The sequence below is a fragment of the Bacillus sp. B2-WWTP-C-10-Post-4 genome, assembly GCF_009183805.1.
GTDB lineage: Bacteria > Bacillota > Bacilli > Bacillales > Bacillaceae_G > Bacillus_A > Bacillus_A cereus.
In genome coordinates this window covers 42,636-59,022 of the sequence record NZ_WEII01000007.1, presented here as the reverse complement: position 1 = coordinate 59,022, position 16,387 = coordinate 42,636, and the positions used below count along the sequence as shown (strand labels likewise).

Genomic DNA, 16,387 nt, shown 5'->3' with positions numbered 1-16,387 from the left:
AAAAAAATCGAATAGACAATTATTCGTCTATTCGATCTTTCATCTGTTTTAATATTTTCTTTTCAAGTCTTGAAACTTGTACTTGCGAAATGCCTATGCGCTCTGCTACTTCTGACTGTGTTTGATCTTTATAGTAACGCAAGTATACAATTAAGCGCTCTCGTTCATCTAGTTCTCTAATCGCTTCTTTTAAAGCAATTTTATCGAACCATTTCGTTTCAGATTGATCTGCAATTTGATCTAAAATAGTGATTGGATCTCCATCGTTTTCATATACAGTTTCATGTATAGACGAAGGGGCCCGGCTCGCTTCTTGTGCTAGAACAACTTCCTCTGGCGTTAGTTCTAGTGCCTCTGCCACTTCATTAATCGTTGGAGCCCTTCCGAATTCTTTCGAAAGCTCATCTCTCATCTTTCGAATTTTGTTTCCTGTTTCTTTTAAAGACCTACTAACTTTCACTGATCCATCATCACGTAAGAAACGTTGTATTTCACCAATAATCATTGGAACTGCATATGTTGAAAATTTCACGTCGAAAGATAAATCAAATTTATCTACCGATTTCAAGAGCCCAATACATCCAATTTGAAATAGGTCGTCTGGTTCGTATCCTCGATTAAGAAACCGCTGTACAACCGACCAAACGAGGCGCATATTACTTTGAACGATTGTATCTCTCGCTCGTTGATCTCCATCTTGACTTTTTTGAATTAACGCTTTTAGCTCGTGGTCCTTTAACTGAGGTTTCTTCTTCTCATTTTTGACCTCTATGTCCATAGGCTATTCTCCTTAATTGCATAGAGCGTTACTATTTGATAAGTATTTTGTCAAATGGATTGTTGTCCCGAAAGATTCGTTTGAAATAACTTCTACTTCATCCATAAAATTTTCCATGATAGTAAATCCCATTCCGGAACGCTCTAATTCAGGTTTAGTTGTAAAAAGGGGTTGTCTCGCTTCATCTAAGTTAAAGATTCCAATCCCTTCATCTCGAATCGTGAGTTTCACCATTGCTTCTTCCAAAATTACAGAAATATAAACAATACCTTCTGCATTTCCTTCGTATCCATGAATAATTGCATTTGTAACCGCTTCTGACACAACTGTTTTAATCTCCGTTAATTCTTCCATCGTTGGATCTAGTTGTGCAATGAAAGCCGCTACTGTAACGCGAGCGAACGATTCATTTTGACTTAATGCTGAAAATTGAAGGTTCATTTCATTTCTCATCTATGCCACCCCCAACGTCGCGAGCGCGTGCGCTTCACTTTCTTCTAAGCGAACGATTTTGAATAAGCCCGACATTTCAAATAAACGCTTAACAGGCGGTGAAATTGCACAAACAACCATTTCTCCACCTAATCCCTTTACGTGTTTATATCGGCCTAATATAACACCTAGACCAGAACTATCCATAAAAGATAAGTTCTCTAGGCTCAAAACAATATGATGAACACCATGTGTCTCAATCATATCTGTTACTTTCGTTCGCAACTCTTCAGCCGTATGATGATCTAATTCACCCTCTAGTCTCACACATAGGACGTCACGTTTTACTTCTAATTGCATGGAAAGACTCACACGATTTCCTCCTTATGCTCAAACTTTACTTATTCACATACATAAAGATTTTCGTGATACAAAATAAGAATCCTTCCTGCTGACAAAAGAAGAACTATTTCGTCATAAAGTGAAACCTTTCAGCATTATTCACTTACATACGAATAGAAAAGCGGCAAAATATTTGCCGCTATTTTGATGTTGAAAACATCCCAAAACTTCTTTTAAATAACTCCCACCAGCTCGCTGCAGCAATATCTTCTTTTGCTACAATTGTTTGTTTTAATAAAACATCTTTATCTTTTTTAATAACAAGTGTACCAAGCGCGTCACCTTTTTTAATCGGTGCTTTTACTTTCTTTTCAGCAATTACTTCTTGTTTTACCTTGTCCATATTCTCGCCCTTCTTCATAAGAAGAGAAACATTATCTGATGCAACTAAATCTACTTTTTCTTTTTTCCCTTTCCCTACTTGAACTGTCTTAATTTTTTCGCCACGCGTATACAATTTCTTTGTCATATATTGACCAAATGCGTAGTCAAGAAGCTTCGTCACTTGGTTGTTCCGTTCTTTTGATGTTGGTGCTCCCATGACAACTGAAATGACACGCATGCCATTTTTTTCAGCCGATGCTGTTAAACAATATTTCGCTTCTGTCGTAAAACCTGTTTTTACTCCATCTACGCCAGGATAAAAACGTACTAGCTTATTCGTATTAACGAGCCAAAACTTTTTATCCGTATCTTCACGTAAATAATCTTCGTACTTACCTGTGTATTTACGAATAAGTGGATACTTCATCAATTCTCTCGCCATTATAGCCATATCATTTGCTGTCGAATAATGGTCTTTGGCCGGAAGACCTGTTGGGTTTTGAAAATGTGTATTTTTCAGCCCTAGATCTTTCGCCTTTTTGTTCATCATATTTACAAATCCTTCTTCTGAACCTGCGATATGCTCGGCTACTGCAACAGATGCGTCATTTCCAGATGCAATTGCAATACCCTTTAACATCTCGTTTACAGTCATCTCTTCCCCAGGTTCTAAAAAGATTTGCGATCCACCCATTGAAGCTGCATGTTCGCTCGCTCTAACTTTATCGGTCAGTTTTAGTTTTCCTTTTTCAACTTGTTCCATAATTAAAAGCATTGTCATAATCTTTGTCATACTAGCAGGTGGTAATTTTTCATTTGGGTTTTTATCAAATAAAACTTTACCTGTATCTTGCTCAATTACGATTGCTGACGACGCTTGTTCCGCTAACTTCGGTGTTGTTTCTTCTGTTTTCTCCTGCTTCGTTTTCTCAGATTGTGCGAAACTCACTGAAGTTCCAGAAAGCAATAACATGAAACAAACAAGTATTCCAAAAACTCGCTTCATGACTAACCCTCCATTCTATATCAGACCTATTTTTTCCAATTTACCTTTTTTTAATACCAAATTTTTCTAAAATTTTCAGTTGACAAATACATTCGTCCCCTATATTGTATTAAGTGTATTACACACAGTAGTACACTTAATACATATGAGGAAGGAGACATTGCTCTTGCATATTCAACTTGACCCAAGAAGCAACACTCCGATATGGGAACAAATTGTTCAAAATATAAAAGAACTCGTATTGAAAAACATGTTGGCTCCAAGTGATAAACTTCCTTCTGTACGCGAACTCGCTTCTTTACTCGTTATAAATCCAAATACAGTGAGTAAAGCGTATCAAGAGTTAGAGCGACAAGGAATTATTGAAACGTTACGAGGAAAAGGAACATTTGTATCCCAATCGATTACCCCAACATTAGACGAAAGGAAAATCGCTATGGTTGAAAAGCAATTTCATCAATTACTATTAGAAGCCTCTTATCTTGGTATTACGAAAGATAAAATTCATGATTGGATAGATTCATACTATAAAGAGATTGGAGGGAATACGGATGTTGAAAGTGACAAGCTTGAAGAAAACAATTGATAATCAAACAATTTTAGACGATGTTTCTTTCACATTGCAAAGAGGGAGTATCATCGGATTACTCGGAAGAAATGGCGCGGGAAAAACAACTTTATTGCGAACGATGGTCGGTATTTTAGACCCAGACGAGGGAACTGTTACATATGAGGATATCGACATCCATAAAAATCCTGAAACGAAACAAAAAATCGTATATGTTCCGGATTCTACTAACATGCTGAACGGTTATACAGTAAAAGAAATCGTGAAGTTTTATAAATCAGTTTATACAGCATTTGATGAACCATATTTCTATGAACTACTAGAACATTTCAACTTACCAAATAAACGAATTCGTAGTTATTCAAAAGGAATGAAAGCACTGCTCGCCATCATTTTAGCCGTTTCTACAAAGGCAGAATATATCATTTTAGATGAACCGACAAATGGACTTGATCCTATCGTGAAAAGGAAAATTTTACAGTTTCTCGTTGGAGAAGTTGCAGAAAAAGAGATTACCATTTTCATCTCCACTCACCATTTAGATGAAGTAGAACAAATTGCAGATACAATTATTATATTAAAAGGCCATACTATCTCGTCTATTACATCACTAGACGATGCAAAATCACGATTTGCTAAAATACAAGTTGCTTATGAACGTTCACTACCTCAAAAACTAGAAAACTTAAGCAATATTAAAATATTAAATCAAACAGGAAAAGTATATACAATCTTAATCGAAGGAAATGTGGCTACAACACTGGAGAAGTTTTACAAAGAGCAACCTATACTTATTGAAGAATTAACAATGTCACTTGAAGATGTCTTCGTTACGACACTGGAGGAGGATGGGTATGTTTCATAAAGCGTTGTGGATGTGGAATTGGAAGCGTGGGAAATATGCTGCGTTACTTTTTCTCTTCAGTTCACTTTATTTTTTATCTTTCGAATACTATCAAGAAGCAGAAACTCAACAGTCTCTCTTTCTCCATCCAGAAAAAATAGGTGAAGAAAAGTTCTACTATCATTATTCTTTTTATTCTTCTAATTGCTTTTGGTTAGGTATTATTACAATTATCCTATCCTGTATATTAATTGGCTGGGAGCGAAGTAATCAAAATGGAGATTCACTTATGACATTTCCATTTAAAAGACGTGATATGTTCTTATCGAAATGGGTTTTTGGTGGATTTTTCATTGTACTATCATTTCTAATCAATTGGGGTCTTATGTATTTTATTTATAAATCTACGATTCACTTTGAATATCAATCTTTCGAACCATTTCATCGATATTTCCTGTACGCAATTTTCACATATATCGCTATCTATACTGTCTCTTTATGTATAGGTACATTTACTGGCAGTATTATTTCACAAAGCATCTTCAGCATTACTTTTTGCATAATGGGAATGGGAATCTTTTCACTCTTACTCCTTTTCTTTACAGCTCACGCTGAGGCAATACAGGGGAATAAAAGTTATACGAATTTCGAAAACATTTATAAATTCAATAAAAAGACCAACATTTCAAGCGCTATATTAGACTTTTCAATTAGTTATAATTACCACCCTACTGTCCAATCAGATGAAGATCATGGAAAAGTAATACAAAGGGGACCCACTTTTCATAGTTACTACTCTGCAAAAGTAATACTTGTTCCTATCTTCTATACTATTTCCAGCTTACTAATTGGTATGTTTCTTTATGCACGATCACCTAATGAACATAATAAGAAAATTTTCCTTTTTCCAAAATACAACTCACTCTGGATGTGGGGTACTACCTTTTATTTTGCATTAATAGGTGGGCAAATGTTAAAACGTTTTGATTTATTATTTAGTTACTATGTTGGATTCTTTTTATTTGGAATCGTCACTTATTTTATATTATCACGTCTTACAAACTATAAAGTTTTTTAAAGGAGAGATCCTATGTTTCAAAAAGCATTATGGGTGCATACCTACAAACAAAGTAAATATATTGTTTGGCTATTTTGGTTAGTAAGTTTTTATGTACTATCATATAAATACTATTTAGCAGCTGCCGAGCAATTAAAATATTTTCATGAACATAATGAATGGAAATATATATACCGATATAATTATCAACTTTCACTTCCCGATGCTATTATGGTTCAAGGAGGACTCCTTATTATATTAGCCTGTATTCTTATTGGATGGGAACGTCAAAATCAATCAAGTGACATTTTATGGTCTATGCCATTTAAACGAACACATCTCTTCATAACGAAATGGCTTTTTGGTGTGTGTAATATTGTAGCTATCGTTATACTAAATTGGGGACTTTTTGCTATTATGAAAAAGACAACCTTTCATAATAAGTATCAAATATTTTCACCATTTCATACTTACTTCTTATACATGGTTATTATCTTAATTGCTATATATACACTTGCATTATGCATAGGAACAATTGCTGGTAATATGATTTCACAAGGATTTTTCAGTGTTGCTATACTTGGATTCCCTTTTATTTTGCCGACTCTAATTGCCGGGGCTATTTCTATTCATACGGTTGGACTTATTTCCAATCATCCCGTCTATACGGAGGAAAATGTAGATCGTTACGGTTCAGTAATAGAAAAAGTGAGTATTTTAGCGCCAGTTCGCGGATTCAATATTAATTTTAATTACGATCCTCAACGTGCTTATACTGATCAACAAGGCGTACGTCATGTTGAACCTAATTTTACGTATATTCCTTCAGCAACAAAACTTATCGGTCCAATCGTAAATATACTTATTCTATTACCTTTAGGAATGTACTTATATACAAGATCACCTAATGAACAAAACGGAAACTTTCTATTATATCCGAAGCTTAAAACACTATGTATGATATGTTGTGTAACCTTTATTGGAATGTTTGGAGGAATGGCAGCGGGCGGAAGTCATTCTATCGTAAATTATTATATTGGTTTTATAGGGACCAGTACGATAGTCTACCTACTATTATCTTGCTTATTAAAATTCAAATTTTCTTGGCGTGTGAAATAACCTCCTTTTAAAGAAGGTTATTTCACATTCTCTCTCCTATCCCCATACACCATCTCTTCTTTCATCCCAAATCCATCACCATTTTGCACAATTTGCTCTGTCGGTGCAACTACACTTTCAGCAATTTTCCATTCCCCACGCTCTTTCACAAATACTTGTAGAAAATAGTTCATGCCATCTAGTTGATATGCATTTTCTTTTTTCACATTATAGTGAATCGCAATGTAGTATACTTGAATGTTTTCTTTTCCTGCTTTTGATACGTATTGCGATAATCTCGGTATATAGAGGGCCGCTTTCTGAAAAGGTAGTTGTTTCGCTTTAACAAGCGATGAACTTGTTACATTACGTAATGTGTCCTGATTACGAATATTATCGCTATGGTGGAATAATACTGCGTTTTGCATAGAACGAACCCATAATTTCGAATATAAGACTGTATTATCGTTTTCAATGTACTTCACTTCTTTTCGTACCACTTGGATAGGTGTATCTGCGTACGTGAATGTTTGAAAATAGAAAAAACCACCAAATAAAATGGTAAGTGCAGCAATATATTTCATAATCTTTCCTCCGATCTTTTAATTAAAGTATCGGAGTTTCAAAATATTTTTATTCAAAAGAAAAAGGATAGGAATGCTTTCGCTTCCTATCCTCATTTATTATAATACGCGGCCAAATAGTTCTAAGACCATTTCTATTTCTTGGTCGCTCCAACCTTTAAATCTCTCTTTATAATATTCTTTACGCACAGCTTCAAGTTTTTCAGTTACTTCTCTTCCGTGCTCTGTAATTTCTAAGTACACGATTCGACGATCTGAATTAGAACGTTTTCTTTCTACTAATCCTTTTCGTACGAGACGATCTGTAACAGCTGTAATATGACTGGAGGTTACGTTTACTTCACTCGCAATTTGCGAAGCCATCTGTGGACTCTTTAAAAATAACGCACGTAATACAGAAAATTCATTATATGGCATATGTTCTGCAAAACGTGTATTAATATCATTTTGTAATAAACGTATCATTTTTCGAAATGATGCAGATAAATCTAAAATCAGCGTTTCTCTTTTTTCGTTCAATAGCCTCGTCCCTTTTTTATCATATTTACACATATTATAATCTATAAATACCTATGTTGTACATGCTTTCTTTCCTCAACATTCTCATTTCTGTAACTTTTTTCATATAAATTTCTTTTTTGTTCACACATATACATATAAAAAGGATGGTGATGGAAAATGCAGGGTGGAATGAATCCTTATTTACACAACGTACGCACAACTAATACTGGTAAAGAAGCTACTATTACTGTACAAGGCGAAGGCGTTGTCAAAGCAAAACCGAATGTTGTCATATTAACGCTTGGCATTCGAACAGATGATAAAAATGTAAAACAGGCTCAAGAAGAAAATGCAGTGCAATCCAAACAATTGCTGGATGCACTTAAACAGCTTGGCATTGCCGATAAAGATATAGAAACGATTTCTTATACGATTACTCCTCAATACGAATATGTAAATGATAAAGCATTGCTACAAGGATACCGTGTGGAGCATTTGTATGAAATTACCGTTTTAAATGTACAAAAAGCTGGGGAAGTATATGATATAGCCGTTTCAAATGGCGCAAATGTAGCAAAAGGGTTACGTTTCCGAGTATCTCATCCAAATAAATATTATGAGCAAGCTCTCATTCAAGCTCTGCACCAAGCAGTAGAAAAAGCTCGTGCTATTGCGAGTACATATAATTTAAATATTAATCCTGTTCCCCTCTCATTCGTTGAAGAATCTGCCCAATTACCACGGGAGGTTACGTCTTATGCTACTTTACATGCGCAAGCGGCCCCACCCATTCAATCGGGTGAATTAGAAATCATTTCATCCATACGGGCTATTTTTACGTATTTATAACGAATTCTCTTTACAAGTAAACGTTATCATTTTACTTGTTGTAAAAACATGATGTTCTGATATAATAAAGAACGGTGAGCTCTTACAAAAGAGATATCACGGGTGGGAGAGGGATATGAAAAAGAAGGTTTAACATGAAAGGAATACTTGAAAGAACATTTAAATTAGGTTTACACGAAACATCACCAAAACAAGAAGTTTTAGCTGGAGTTACGTCATTTTTCACAATCGTATATATTATGATTGTAAATGCGTCAATCTTATCAGATGCTGGCATTCCTCTTGAAGCTGGAATTTTAGCAACTGTTTTTAGTTCATTTGTCGGATGTCTACTCATGGCATTTTGGGCAAATGCACCTGCTATTCTTGTCCCGGGTATGGGTGTAAATGCATTCTTCACGTACACAGCTGTGCATACGCTTGGACTAACTTGGCAAGAAGCATTGGCTGCTGTCTTTATCTCTGGTATTATTTTTGCAATTGCCGCTTTTACACCAATCGCTCGCGTGCTATCAGTATCAATTCCAAAGTCATTAAAGGAAGCGATTACTGTCGGCATCGGATTATTTTTAGCGTTTATCGGATTGCAAAAAGGTGGTTTAGTCGTTTCGAACCCAAATACTGCTGTGGCAATGGGGAAATTAAGTAATCCTGTCGTTCTTGCGACATTACTTACTCTTATCATTGCACTTGTATTATTTATTCGTAACGTACGTGGAAACTTTTTATGGACGATTGCAATAGGAACTGGTATCGCATGGCTATTTGGTCTTGTGGATACGAGTCAAGTGGGAAATAGTTCATTCTCATTCGCTAATTACGGTGATGTGTTTGGAGCTATGTCATTTGGGAAACTTTCTTCCTTACCATTTTGGATTGCAACATTCTCTTTAAGCATGGTGCTTATTTTTGAGAACATGGGACTTCTGCACGGTTTATTAGAAGATGATCGTAAATTCCCACGTGCTTACCAAGCCAATGCAATTTCAGCAATGACATGTGGTCTATTTGGCACAAGTCCTACCGTTTCAACAGTAGAAAGTGCCGCAGGTATTACTGCAGGTGGTAAGACAGGTCTGACGTCTATCGTTACTGGATTGCTATTCTTTGCATCACTGTTTGCTCTTCCATTTGTCAAATTAATTCCTGATAGTGCCATTGCACCAATCTTAATTATTATTGGCGGTCTGATGATTACAAGCATTCAACAAATTCCTCTGAATGACTTTTCAGAAGGATTTCCAGCATTCTTAATTATCGTTATGATCCCGCTCACATATAGTATCGCTGATGGCATTGCGTTCGGATTTATTGCTTACCCTATCTTAAAAGTTGCTCTTGGAAAGCGTAAAGAAGTCGCACCATCTATGTATATCATTACATGCTTATTCTTAGCTATGTTTGTATTACATGCTATTGGTTAAAAAAACACCGAGGAAATCCTCGGTGTTTTTTTACTTAAACCATCCTTTTTTATAAAACCAGGCCATCATTCCGCCGCCAATTAGTGCCATAATAAGTAGACAAATAAAATAACTATATTGTCCACCAAGCTCTGGCATATGCGTAAAGTTCATTCCATATACTCCCGCAATAAATGTTAATGGCATGAAAATAGTCGAGAATACAGTTAATGTTTTCATAATGTTATTCATATGATGTGAGTTTAATGAAAAATAACTATCCCGAATATCTGCTGTTAACTCTCGGCTTGCCTCAATCATTTCTGTTAGTTTAAGCAAATGATCATGTATATCTTTAAAGTAAATTTCATGATCGCTTATACCGTAAAAACGAGTCGAATTTAAAATACGATATAATAAATCACGCATCGGAATGATTGTACGCCTTAGCTTTGATAAATCTGTACGTATATCAAATACCTCTTCTAATACACTTCCTGCTGTCTCCCCCGTTAAATTATCATCAATTGCATTTAAATGATCCTCAATGTAATATACAGGCGCAAAATAGTCATCTACAATTTGGTCGATAATTGTATGAGCTACGTGTAAAGGACTATTTTTAATACGCTTCTTTTCTCCAAGTGTTTTCCATACTCTTTCGATTGCATTGTTATGAGAAAAGTGGAAAGAAACAATATAACGATCACTAATAAATAAATCGATTTCGTGCGGTTCTAGTCCATCTTCCCCAAATGCATGAAGTACTAAAAAGTTATATCCATCATAAAAATCAACTTTTGGCCTCTGTACATATTCTATACAGTCTTCAATTGCAAGGGGATGGAACTTAAAATGGTCTTGCAGAATATATGTATACTCTTCTTTCGTTGGCTTATATAAATCTAGCCAATACCATACAATATGGTCTTTCTTTGTTTCTTCTAGAGAAACATCATATAATACTTCATCTGTTTTTGTTACTGCACAAATTCTAATCATAATTTCACCCATTATTATTATAAACAAAAAATAGTAAAAAAAGCCAAGGAGAAATCTCCTCAGCTTTTTTATTACTTCGTTACGATACCGTGTACTAAAGTTGGTGCATCTACATGTTCTTTAGAAATCTTCATGTTCTCATAAATTTTCGCTTTTACATCTTCAACATTTTCGCGGTTTGCGTAAATTGTAACAAGGGATTCACCTTGCTTCACGCTATCGCCTACTTTTTTGCGCAGCATTAGACCAACTGCTAAATCAATTTCAGACTCTTTCGTTGCACGTCCTGCTCCTAAAAGCATTGCTGCTGTTCCGATTTCGTCTGCAACGATTTCTGATACATATCCGTCTTCTTTCGCTTCCACTTCAATTTTAAATTGTGCTTGTGGCAATTTAGAAGGATCATCAACAACAGATGCGTCGCCGCCTTGCGCTGATAAGAACGTTTTAAATGATTCTAGCGCTTTTCCGTTGTTCATTACTTCAATTAGCTTTTCACGTGCATCTTCTAAAGATGAAGCTTGTCCGGCAAGGTACACCATTTGACTTCCAAGTGTTAAACATAACTCTTCTAAATCTTTCGGCCCTTTACCTTGTAATGTATCAATTGCTTCTTGTACTTCTAGTGCATTACCAATAGCTTCACCAAGTGGTTGACTCATATCCGAAATAACTGCCATCGTGTTACGACCAACGTTATTACCGATACGTACCATTGCTTCTGCTAAACGTTTTGCATCTTCATCCGTTTTCATAAATGCACCTGCTCCAGTTTTTACATCAAGAACAATTGCATCTGCACCAGCAGCAATTTTTTTACTCATAATCGAACTTGCAATAAGCGGAATTGAGTTTACTGTTGCTGTTACATCACGAAGTGCATATAACTTTTTATCAGCAGGCGTTAAGTTACCACTTTGGCCGATAACTGCGATTTTGTTTTCATTTACAAGACGCATGAATTCATCGTTTTCAATTTCCACATGGAATCCTGGGACTGCTTCTAATTTATCAATTGTACCACCAGTATGTCCTAAACCGCGTCCAGACATTTTCGCTACTGGTACATCTAAAGCAGCTACTAATGGACCTAATACAAGTGTCGTTGTATCACCAACACCACCTGTTGAATGCTTATCTACTTTTACACCTTCAATAGCTGATAAGTCGATTGTATCACCGCTATTTACCATTGCCATCGTTAAATCAGCACGCTCTTGATCGTTCATATCTTGGAAGAAAATTGCCATTGCAAGTGAACTTACTTGATAATCAGGAATATCACCATTTGTATATCCTTCAACAATAAAATTAATTTCTTCTGTCGTTAATGCATGTCCGTCACGTTTTTTTGCAATTAGGTCCACCATTCTCATTGTGAGGTCACCCCTTCATTTGTTTTACGATTGCTTTTACTAATGCTAAGAAGTTCGCTTTAACACGTTCTGTCGTTTCAATTACTTCATCGTGGTGAAGTGGCTGATCTAAAATACCAGCTGCCATATTTGAAATACAAGAAATACCTAATACTTTCATACCAGCATGACGCGCTACAATTACTTCAGGTACTGTTGACATACCAACTGCATCTCCGCCAAGTGTACGAAGCATACGAATTTCAGCAGGTGTTTCATATACAGGACCTGTCATTCCTACGTATACACCTTCTTGTACTTTAATATTTAAGTCTGCTGCAACTTGTTTCGCCATTTCGCGAAGTTCTACCGTATATGACGTAGACATATCAGGGAAACGTACGCCCATTTCAGAATCATTTGGTCCGATTAATGGATTCGTACCCATGAAGTTAATGTGGTCTGAAATTAACATAAGATCGCCTGGCTCAAATGATGTATTTACACCACCAGCTGCGTTTGTTACAACAACTGTTTCTACACCTAGTTCTTTCATAACACGAACTGGGAATGTTACTTTTTGCATGTCGTATCCTTCATAGAAGTGGAAACGTCCTTGCATTGCTACTACTGTTACACCTTGAAGTGTACCGAATACTAGTTGACCTGCATGGCCTTCTACAGTTGATACTGGGAACTCAGGGATTTCACTGTAAGGTACTGTTACTGCGTTCTCAATTTCGTCTGCTAATACACCTAGTCCTGATCCAAGGATTAGTCCTACTTGTGGTGTCTCTTGAAATTTCTCTTTTAAGTATGAAGCTGATTTTGTAATAAGTTCACGATTCATTTGTTTATCCCCCTATTTCTTTAGCTCGTTTAAGAAGCTTGTTCCGTATTCTGGCATTTTCACACCGAAGTTTTCTGCTACTGTTGCACCAATATCAGCAAATGTTTGACGAAGTGGTAACTCTTGTCCGCCTTCTTTCATGCTTGGGCTATATGCTAATAATGGTACATATTCACGTGTATGGTCAGTACCAGGATGAATTGGATCATTACCGTGGTCTGCTGTAATTAGTAATAAATCATCTTCTTTTAGTTTTGCGAATACTTCTGGAAGACGTGCATCATATTCTTGCAGAGCTTCTCCGTATCCTTGTGGATCACGGCGGTGGCCGAATAATGCATCAAAGTCAACTAAGTTTAAGAAGCTAAGACCTGTAAAGTCCATATTTAATGTATCTACAAGCTTATCCATTCCATCCATGTTAGACTTCGTACGAAGTGATTCCGTTACCCCTTCGCCATCATAAATATCAGAGATTTTACCGATAGCAATTACATCGTAGTCACTATCTTTTAATTCATTCATTACTGTACGGCCGAATGGTTTTAGTGCATAGTCATGACGGTTTGGTGTACGTGTAAAGTTTCCAGGTTCACCAACGAATGGACGAGCAATAACACGACCTACCATGTATTTCTCATCTAATGTTAATTCACGTGCAATTTTACAGATTTTATATAACTCATCAAGTGGCACTACTTCTTCGTGTGCTGCAATTTGTAATACGCTATCAGCAGAAGTATAAACGATTAAAGAGCCTGTTTCCATTTGCTCTTGACCAAGTTCATCAAGAATCTCAGTTCCTGAAGCTGGCTTATTACCGATAATTTTACGGCCTGTTTTTTCTTCTAATTCATCAAGTAATTCTTTCGGGAATCCTTCCGGGAACACTTGGAATGGTGTATCAATGTAAAGGCCCATGATTTCCCAGTGACCTGTCATTGTATCTTTACCAGTAGATTTCTCTTGCATTTTTGTGTAATATCCAAGTGGTTTCTCTACTTTAGAGATACCTTTCATTTCTCGAATGTTACCAAGACCTAATTTCACCATGTTAGGCATTTGTAACCCATTCATATGTTCAGCAATGTGACCAATTGTGTCAGATCCTAAATCACCAAATTGCTCAGCATCTGGTGCTTCACCGATTCCCACAGAGTCCATTACGACTAGGAATATACGTTTATATTTATTCATAACTGCGACCTCCTATAAGTTCAGTTCTACTTCTTGTAGTATGTTCAAAACGCTATAAAGTGAAACTGTTATCCAAAAGAATTCTCATTGTCAAACAGTACTTCTTTAAATCATTTTCTAACCTATTTCGTTTACTTGAAACGATTCAAAAACATTTCTAGTTTTTTCTAAGTCAGATGTCAGACATCTGATACTGATATCATAACATGTTTACGCTTTCTTTTTAATACATTTTCGTAGAATTTCTTATTTTCTTCACACTTCTATTGTAATCCATTCTGCAACGAAGTGCTAATTTTTTTATGATTTATTTCTTCATATTAAAAATAAAAAGTAGCTCTAAAGAGCTACTTTTTATTTTACTTCTATTGTTTCTTCTTTATGTTCATGCAATTCGCCTTTTCTTACATGTACTTTCACTTTGTAAGCACCGTTCTCTTTGAAAGTATGTTTTGTTTCATACTCTCCTTTATTCCCTTCTTTCGCTGGAATAAATTCGTGTTTTTCAACACCATCTTTCCAAATCTCTAGTTGTACTTCAGCACCAGTTAGGGCTTCTTCTTTTTGTTTTAAATGAACTTTCATTGTAGATTCAGCATTTGCCTTTATGTCTCCAGCCATAAGATGGATCATTGTGTCACTTTTATGATCTCCATGTCCTGCACTGTGATCACTATTTTCTTTTTTTGCATCTTCTACTTTCGCATTTCCTACAGCAACTTTTACTTCTGGCATAACGTGCATTTCACGTGCATTTGTGTGAGCGATAATATGGTATACTCCATCCGTTTCGAATGTTTTCTCTACTGCATAAACACCTTTTCCTTTATGCTTACCATCTAACATCTCGTGTTTTTCGTCGCCATCTTTCCAAATTTCAAACTTTACATCATCGGCATCCGTTACTTTTTCTTTCCCTTGTGTAACAAGTGCTTGTACTTCTGTTTTTTCACCTGGTTTAATTTCTTTCGGATTTGTTTGTACTGCTACTTTTACAGCTTCAAGTTTCTGTTCTTTTTTCGGTTCTTCTTTGTTTGTATTACAGCCAGCCAACGCTAGCATCGCGATAAATAAAGTTATAATCAGTTTTTTCATCATCATTTCCTCCTTTATACTTTATTTAGTATAGAGGAAATACATTGTAATATTCCAGTCTTCTGCTGAAAACAATATACGAAATGTTTGTGAAGTTTCTGTGAAACGCTCTTCCCCTCTTAATCTATGAAAAAAAGAGCATAGTAACTATGCTCTCGGATGAAACTGTTTATATACATCTTTTAATCTAGTTTTTGAAACGTGCGTATAGATTTGCGTCGTTGAAATATCTGCATGTCCAAGCATTTCTTGTACAGCACGTAAATCTGCTCCATTTTCTAATAAGTGCGTAGCAAACGAATGACGCAACGTATGAGGTGTAAGCTCTTTTTCAATATTTGCTTCTTTCGCTAATCGTTTTAATATTTTCCAAAATCCTTGTCTTGATAATCGATTACCATGATGGTTTAAAAAGAGTGCATCTACTACTTTTTTCCCCATTAATTCTCTTCTTCCTTTTTCAATATACTTTTGAATCGCTTCCGTTGCTAAACTTCCTAGTGGAATAATTCTTTCTTTATTCCCTTTCCCTATGCAACGAACAAATCCCATTGTTAAATGTACATCTTCTAAATTGAGTGCAATCAATTCTGAAACACGAAGTCCTGTCGCATACAGTAACTCTAGCATCGCCTTATCACGAATCCCAAAAGCACTTGTCATTTTTGGTGTTTGAAGTAACGCCTCTACTTCATCAACTGATAATACTTTTGGTAATTTCCGTTCCCCTTGTGGCGTTTCAATATGTACGGATGGGTCGTGTTCTACCGCTCGTTCACGAAGTAAAAATTGGTGGAACGAACGAATTGATGCGATATGACGCGCCAATGTTTTCGAAGATTTTCCGTTCTCTTTTAAATACTGCAAAAAGTTAACAATGTGTAAACGGGTCACTTCATGAAAAGTTTTCGTCTGTTCCACATTTTGCAAATACTTTACGTAGCTTTTTAAATCCCGTTCATAAGATACTACTGTATTCTTTGCTAATCCTTTTTCGACAACCATATAATGAATAAAATCTTTTAATTGATCTTCCACTCTA

General features: G+C 35.8%; 18 protein-coding genes. 6 read left to right on the top strand and 12 right to left on the bottom strand.

The features are described from left to right. Positions 1 to 19: 19 nt before the first annotated feature. From sigF to dacF, 4 genes are all read right to left on the bottom strand, one after another. Entirely contained in the window at positions 20 to 778 is a 759-nt protein-coding gene (gene sigF, locus GBN78_RS05970) for an RNA polymerase sporulation sigma factor SigF (RefSeq protein ID WP_000350731.1), read from the bottom strand. Positions 779 to 790: 12 nt separating this feature from the next. Then, positions 791 to 1,231, bottom strand: a complete 441-nt coding sequence (gene spoIIAB / locus GBN78_RS05965) for an anti-sigma F factor (protein ID WP_001243398.1) — start codon at positions 1,229 to 1,231, stop codon at positions 791 to 793. Then, positions 1,232 to 1,582, bottom strand: coding sequence for an anti-sigma F factor antagonist (gene spoIIAA, locus GBN78_RS05960; RefSeq protein WP_000059135.1), 351 nt, complete (start codon positions 1,580 to 1,582; stop codon positions 1,232 to 1,234). Positions 1,583 to 1,751: 169 nt separating this feature from the next. Next, a complete protein-coding gene (dacF, locus tag GBN78_RS05955; RefSeq protein WP_152127068.1) occupies positions 1,752 to 2,942 on the bottom strand; it encodes a serine-type D-Ala-D-Ala carboxypeptidase DacF in 1,191 nt (396 codons plus the stop codon). A 166-nt stretch (positions 2,943 to 3,108) separates the two neighbouring features. Between dacF and GBN78_RS05945 the strand changes: the two genes are divergently transcribed. From GBN78_RS05945 to GBN78_RS05930, 4 genes are read left to right on the top strand one after another with little or no spacing between them, the layout of a single operon-like run. Further along, positions 3,109 to 3,528, top strand: coding sequence for a GntR family transcriptional regulator (locus tag GBN78_RS05945; protein WP_000548027.1), 420 nt, complete (start codon positions 3,109 to 3,111; stop codon positions 3,526 to 3,528). Beyond that, positions 3,494 to 4,375, top strand: a complete 882-nt coding sequence (locus tag GBN78_RS05940) for an ABC transporter ATP-binding protein (protein WP_000922147.1) — start codon at positions 3,494 to 3,496, stop codon at positions 4,373 to 4,375. Before GBN78_RS05945 ends, GBN78_RS05940 begins: the two co-directional genes overlap by 35 nt. After that, on the top strand, positions 4,365 to 5,432 hold the full coding sequence (locus GBN78_RS05935) for an ABC transporter permease (protein WP_000468527.1): 1,068 nt from the start codon (positions 4,365 to 4,367) through the stop codon (positions 5,430 to 5,432). The genes GBN78_RS05940 and GBN78_RS05935 overlap by 11 nt, the downstream gene beginning before the upstream one ends. A gap of 12 nt (positions 5,433 to 5,444) precedes the next feature. Then, complete coding sequence (locus tag GBN78_RS05930) at positions 5,445 to 6,530, top strand: ABC-2 transporter permease (protein ID WP_000486562.1); 1,086 nt, start codon at positions 5,445 to 5,447, stop codon at positions 6,528 to 6,530. A 17-nt stretch (positions 6,531 to 6,547) separates the two neighbouring features. Here GBN78_RS05930 and GBN78_RS05925 read toward each other — a convergent pair whose 3' ends face one another. Then, entirely contained in the window at positions 6,548 to 7,093 is a 546-nt protein-coding gene (locus GBN78_RS05925) for a hypothetical protein (RefSeq protein WP_000873778.1), read from the bottom strand. 99 nt (positions 7,094 to 7,192) lie between these two features. Continuing rightward, positions 7,193 to 7,612 carry a MarR family winged helix-turn-helix transcriptional regulator gene (locus GBN78_RS05920; protein WP_001003305.1) on the bottom strand — a complete coding sequence of 140 codons (420 nt, stop codon included), beginning with the start codon at positions 7,610 to 7,612 and terminating at the stop codon, positions 7,193 to 7,195. A 159-nt stretch (positions 7,613 to 7,771) separates the two neighbouring features. Between GBN78_RS05920 and GBN78_RS05915 the strand changes: the two genes are divergently transcribed. Both GBN78_RS05915 and GBN78_RS05910 read left to right on the top strand, forming a co-directional pair. Continuing rightward, entirely contained in the window at positions 7,772 to 8,443 is a 672-nt protein-coding gene (locus tag GBN78_RS05915; RefSeq protein ID WP_001161465.1) for an SIMPL domain-containing protein, read from the top strand. A gap of 134 nt (positions 8,444 to 8,577) precedes the next feature. Beyond that, on the top strand, positions 8,578 to 9,867 hold the full coding sequence (locus GBN78_RS05910) for an NCS2 family permease (protein ID WP_000676240.1): 1,290 nt from the start codon (positions 8,578 to 8,580) through the stop codon (positions 9,865 to 9,867). Positions 9,868 to 9,897: 30 nt separating this feature from the next. Here the strand turns inward: GBN78_RS05910 and corA are convergent, their stop codons facing one another. The 6 genes from corA to xerD form a co-directional block, all read right to left on the bottom strand. After that, positions 9,898 to 10,860, bottom strand: coding sequence for a magnesium/cobalt transporter CorA (gene corA, locus GBN78_RS05905; RefSeq protein WP_002005674.1), 963 nt, complete (start codon positions 10,858 to 10,860; stop codon positions 9,898 to 9,900). 59 nt (positions 10,861 to 10,919) lie between these two features. After that, positions 10,920 to 12,224 (bottom strand): pyrimidine-nucleoside phosphorylase, encoded by a 1,305-nt coding sequence (locus GBN78_RS05900; RefSeq protein ID WP_001243069.1) that lies wholly within the window; start codon positions 12,222 to 12,224, stop codon positions 10,920 to 10,922. 7 nt (positions 12,225 to 12,231) lie between these two features. Then, positions 12,232 to 13,053 carry a purine-nucleoside phosphorylase gene (locus GBN78_RS05895; RefSeq protein ID WP_001078446.1) on the bottom strand — a complete coding sequence of 274 codons (822 nt, stop codon included), beginning with the start codon at positions 13,051 to 13,053 and terminating at the stop codon, positions 12,232 to 12,234. Between the two features lie 12 nt (positions 13,054 to 13,065). After that, positions 13,066 to 14,250: a phosphopentomutase gene (deoB, locus tag GBN78_RS05890; RefSeq protein WP_001046079.1), complete on the bottom strand. Its 1,185-nt coding sequence runs from the start codon at positions 14,248 to 14,250 to the stop codon at positions 13,066 to 13,068. 354 nt (positions 14,251 to 14,604) lie between these two features. After that, complete coding sequence (locus tag GBN78_RS05885) at positions 14,605 to 15,345, bottom strand: FixH family protein (protein WP_000733456.1); 741 nt, start codon at positions 15,343 to 15,345, stop codon at positions 14,605 to 14,607. Positions 15,346 to 15,492: 147 nt separating this feature from the next. Further along, positions 15,493 to 16,383, bottom strand: a complete 891-nt coding sequence (xerD, locus tag GBN78_RS05880) for a site-specific tyrosine recombinase XerD (RefSeq protein ID WP_000390088.1) — start codon at positions 16,381 to 16,383, stop codon at positions 15,493 to 15,495. Between the last annotated feature and the right edge of the window lie 4 nt (positions 16,384 to 16,387).